Source organism: Neobacillus drentensis (assembly GCF_036966985.1).
Lineage (GTDB): Bacteria > Bacillota > Bacilli > Bacillales > Cytobacillaceae > Neobacillus > Neobacillus drentensis_E.
On the sequence record NZ_JBALSN010000406.1, the window covers coordinates 1 to 3,852 of the forward strand.

At 36.9% G+C, this 3,852-nt stretch carries 2 protein-coding genes; one reads left to right on the forward strand and one right to left on the reverse strand.

Annotation, left to right across the window (positions count from 1 at the left end; genetic code table 11):
• Positions 1 to 2,217 precede the first annotated feature (2,217 nt).
• The gene (locus V7659_RS32295; protein WP_438825872.1) at positions 2,218 to 3,339 is read left to right on the forward strand and encodes a carboxypeptidase regulatory-like domain-containing protein; all 1,122 of its coding nucleotides are present in this window, start codon (positions 2,218 to 2,220) and stop codon (positions 3,337 to 3,339) included.
• Between the two features lie 262 nt (positions 3,340 to 3,601).
• Here V7659_RS32295 and V7659_RS23510 read toward each other — a convergent pair.
• Positions 3,602 to 3,852: DMT family transporter (locus V7659_RS23510; RefSeq protein WP_335542584.1), on the reverse strand; the 251-nt coding region annotated here is incomplete at its 5' end.

Genomic DNA, 3,852 nt, shown 5'->3' on the forward strand with positions numbered 1-3,852 from the left:
TATATTTATAGAAAAAGAGGAGGAACACAGTTGAGGAAGTTATTTTCACCATTACTAGGAAAGGGTAAAAGGAGGTCGTTAAAGAAACATAGTTTAAAAGTACTTATATCAGTAATCTTCCTTCAGTTATTGATCAGTACATATGATTTCTCGTCTGCTGCAGCTGCGAGCACACCGAAGATTAGTCGGACGAATGCATCTTCTGTTACTAGTCTAGCAATTACTGTCTCTAAGAAACAATTCCCAAAGACCTCGAAGCGAGCAGTCCTAACGAATAAGGAAGATACCAATAATATCTACATATCGTCACTTTACAGCAACAAACTAAAAGCCCCGCTTTTATTAACTGAGAAGAAGGGCCTTAATTCATCGACGAAAAAAGAATTAAAGAGATTAAAAGTGAAAGAGATTACGATTATCGCCAATAAAAAACAGTTAAGTACGAAAATTGAAAAAGACCTGAAGAAGTTAAAAATCAAAGTGAAGAAGATTAACGGTAAGGACGTTACTGATACTTCAATTCTTGTTGCAAAAAAAATAAATCCTTCCAAGAGCGTCATTTATTTAGTCCCAAGCAAGAAAGCGTACTACACGGCATCCGTTCCTGCGATTGCGATGAGTAAAAATGCTGGGATCATCGTAGTTGACCCCAAGAAAATGAACAGCACAGCAGTAAAGTACGTTAATCTATTTAAGCAAAAAGTACAAATTAAATCGGTTGGTTTTTCAAGTACAACCCTTAAGCAAATTAAAAATATTACAACGATTACCGGTAATGACACATACAATCTATCTAATAATCTTGTAAAAATTAATGCGCAAAACAGTCGGAATCTTTATCTAGTGGCTAAAAAGAATTATCCTTATGCAGCACTTATTTCTTCTTTAGCAGTAAAGGAAAAAGCAGCTGTTCTTGNNAAATCGTTACTTTTATCAAAAAAAGTGAAGGGCGTTAAAACTTATGCGGATAAAAGATATTTGAGTGATAAAACCATTCGTGATATTAACAGTGCGATTAGCTACCAAAAGAAACTGCCTGCCAAATCTGGCGTCGCTGAAATTAAAGATAATGTGAAGGTTCTAACGGAAACACAAACCAATAAATTAATCTCCTCCATAAAAACCCAGCAAGAAATAACAAATGGAACATTAAAGTTACGTTTAACAACGATTGATCCGAATATTGTTAAAAAAGACGCCGTTATTGCTTTGGACCCTACAAAGGATAATCCCATGGGTGGATTCCTAAAAGTGAGGGAAGTGAAAAAGGCAGGAAGCCAGTATGATGTGACCGTTTCTCAGCCATTGTTAGATGAGGTATTTCAGGATTTAAAGCTTTCTGTTAATGAGGGTGTCGATGCATCGGATATTGTTGCAACTAACCTTGAGCCGGGAGTGAAAATTGATACAACAAGCAGCAGTGCCAGCGGCCTGCAAAAACAAGGTACAGTTAAAGCAAAAGACTTATCCTTAAGCGTCAATTTAGACTTGTTAAAGTACACAAAAGATTATGATCGATTAAAAACTAAACCCAATACTAATTTAAGTGTCTCAGGTAAAGTAAGTATCAAAGATATTGCTATAACTTCAGAGATTGACAGAGTAGCTGGGATTCCAGTGAAAATGCAATATAATCTAAAATACAAAACAGAGACCAATCTAAAGTATGGTGCAAAGGGTAAAATGGATTGGGGCTTTAAGGATCAGAAATTAGGTAAATTTAAAGGAGGTTTGGGAGAAATTGAAGGGGTTAATGTTACAAAAGGAAGACTGCCATTAGGTAGTGTTACCTTTATGGTGACTCCTACAGCAATTGTCCCCAAACCAGGATTGGGCTCAGCCGGGTATATTCAATGCCCTGTTGGTGTAACCATGTTCTTTGTCGTAACCGCTTCTGGCAGTATTGAAGCTGAATTGGCCTATGATTATATGAAAAAAACAGAGTTTGATCAAGGCTTATCATTAGATATTTTTCATCCAGCTCCAACGTATTATAAAGGACCAAAGGATGGAGTAACTGTTCAAAAAGAATCCATTACTGCTCGTGGAAAACTTACTGGAGAGTTGGGCTTTGGTATTGATGCTGCTTTGAACATAGGTGGGGTCATGCCGCTTGTTCTCCGCGCGGATGGGAAATTTGTTTTATCTGCAGAAGGAAGTTTATACCTTAAAAACGACTTATTGAATAAGGACCTTGAATTAAATGGCTGCTACAAAATGAGTTTTGCCCCAGTTCTCCAGGTAAAGGCATTGGCAAAATTAAAGTGGGAATCGAGGTTTTTTCCAGACGGTGACATTAATAGGGAGCTTGTAATAGTAGATAAAAAGTGGTTTGAAACAAAAAAATCAGGGTGTATTGTGAAAAATGGTGTAGAAGGCTATGTTTCTGATGCGACCACAAATCTGCCACTTAAAAAAGTTTCAATAAAGGCAGTTAACAAGGATAATGCGGGTGAGTCTTATTCAGCCCAGTCGGATAGTGCCGGAAAGTATAAGCTATTATTACCGACTGGTACCTATAATATTTCTTATACTATTTCCGGTTATAAGACGGTTGTCCTTAATAATGTAAAAATTGAAGAGGAGCAAATCACCTATAATCCAAAGCTCGAAATCATCAAGAATGATCAATATGGCAAGACGGGTATTGTTGGAGGGGTGATTACTAACGCTCAAACGGGGCGGGTTGTTTCGGGTGCAAATATTTCTATTTATCAAGGATTAAATATTTCAACCGGTCACAAGTTCAAAACTATTACTACAGGTGCGGATGGAAAATATAAACTGGAATTGCCGACAGGCCATTATACAGCAGTTATGGAAAAGTCCGGTTATATTAAGAATTCAATTATACTAGTGAGTCTACCGAATAAAGAAAAGTTAGATTTCAATGGAACAATTACCCCTAACTTAAGCTCAGAGGATATCCGGATTGTTCTTTCATGGGGAGAAGAGCCAGAGGACTTGGATTCACATCTACTTGCACCAACTGAAGATGGTGAGGACCAATATGAAATTTACTGGGATAATGATACTTATTACTCAGCAGATGATACCTTAATGACAGAATTAGATGTGGATGACACTGATTCCTTTGGGCCGGAGACAATTACGATTAAGAAACAAGTTCCAGGAACCTACACTTATTCTATTTGGGACTATACGAATCGTCGTATCAGTGAGAGTGACCAATTGTCCAATTCAGGAGCAAAAGTAGATGTGTATATGGGAACTTCACTTGTTAAAACTTTCTTCGTACCTGTTAATAAAAAAGGGAACAAGTGGAATGTGTTTAAATTGGAAGGGAAAACCATTACTCCAATCAATACACTTGAATAAAAAGCATTTATAAAAGCAAAAGGGGCTACTCATTTGAGCCCCTTTTGCTTTTTACCATTGAGTTATTTCAATATTTTAAACTGGTTATTTACCTCACTAATAACTTTCGCTACATCTTCCACATCTATGGTTTGCGTTTCAATGCTTGTATCTAATTCTCCTGTTTGCTTCATTACATTCTTGACCTCTAATTCAATTCCTTAACTGTATTTTGTAACAAAAAACCTACTAGATTGTTAAGTAGGTTATTAGAAGAATAGTTTTATGGGTTCAATGTTCCTATCTTTTCGACCCCGTCATTCATTGGTTTTTGTTTTTGACTCAAAAAGAAAAAGACACCGAAAAGGACGAGCATTCCTCCAACAATTTGCCAGGTGACGAGATGCTCATTTAATAAAATAACCGCTAGAATGGTAGCGCCGACAGGTTCACCTAAAATACTCATTGAAATTGTAGTCGCATTGACGTAGTTTAGGAGCCAGTTATTAATCACATGACTGACTGTTTGAACGG

Coding starts and splice junctions, on each gene's coding strand:
- V7659_RS32295 (WP_438825872.1), top strand. CDS start 2,218: ATGAGTTTTGCCCCAGTTCTCCAGGTAAAGGCATTGGCAAAATTAAAG.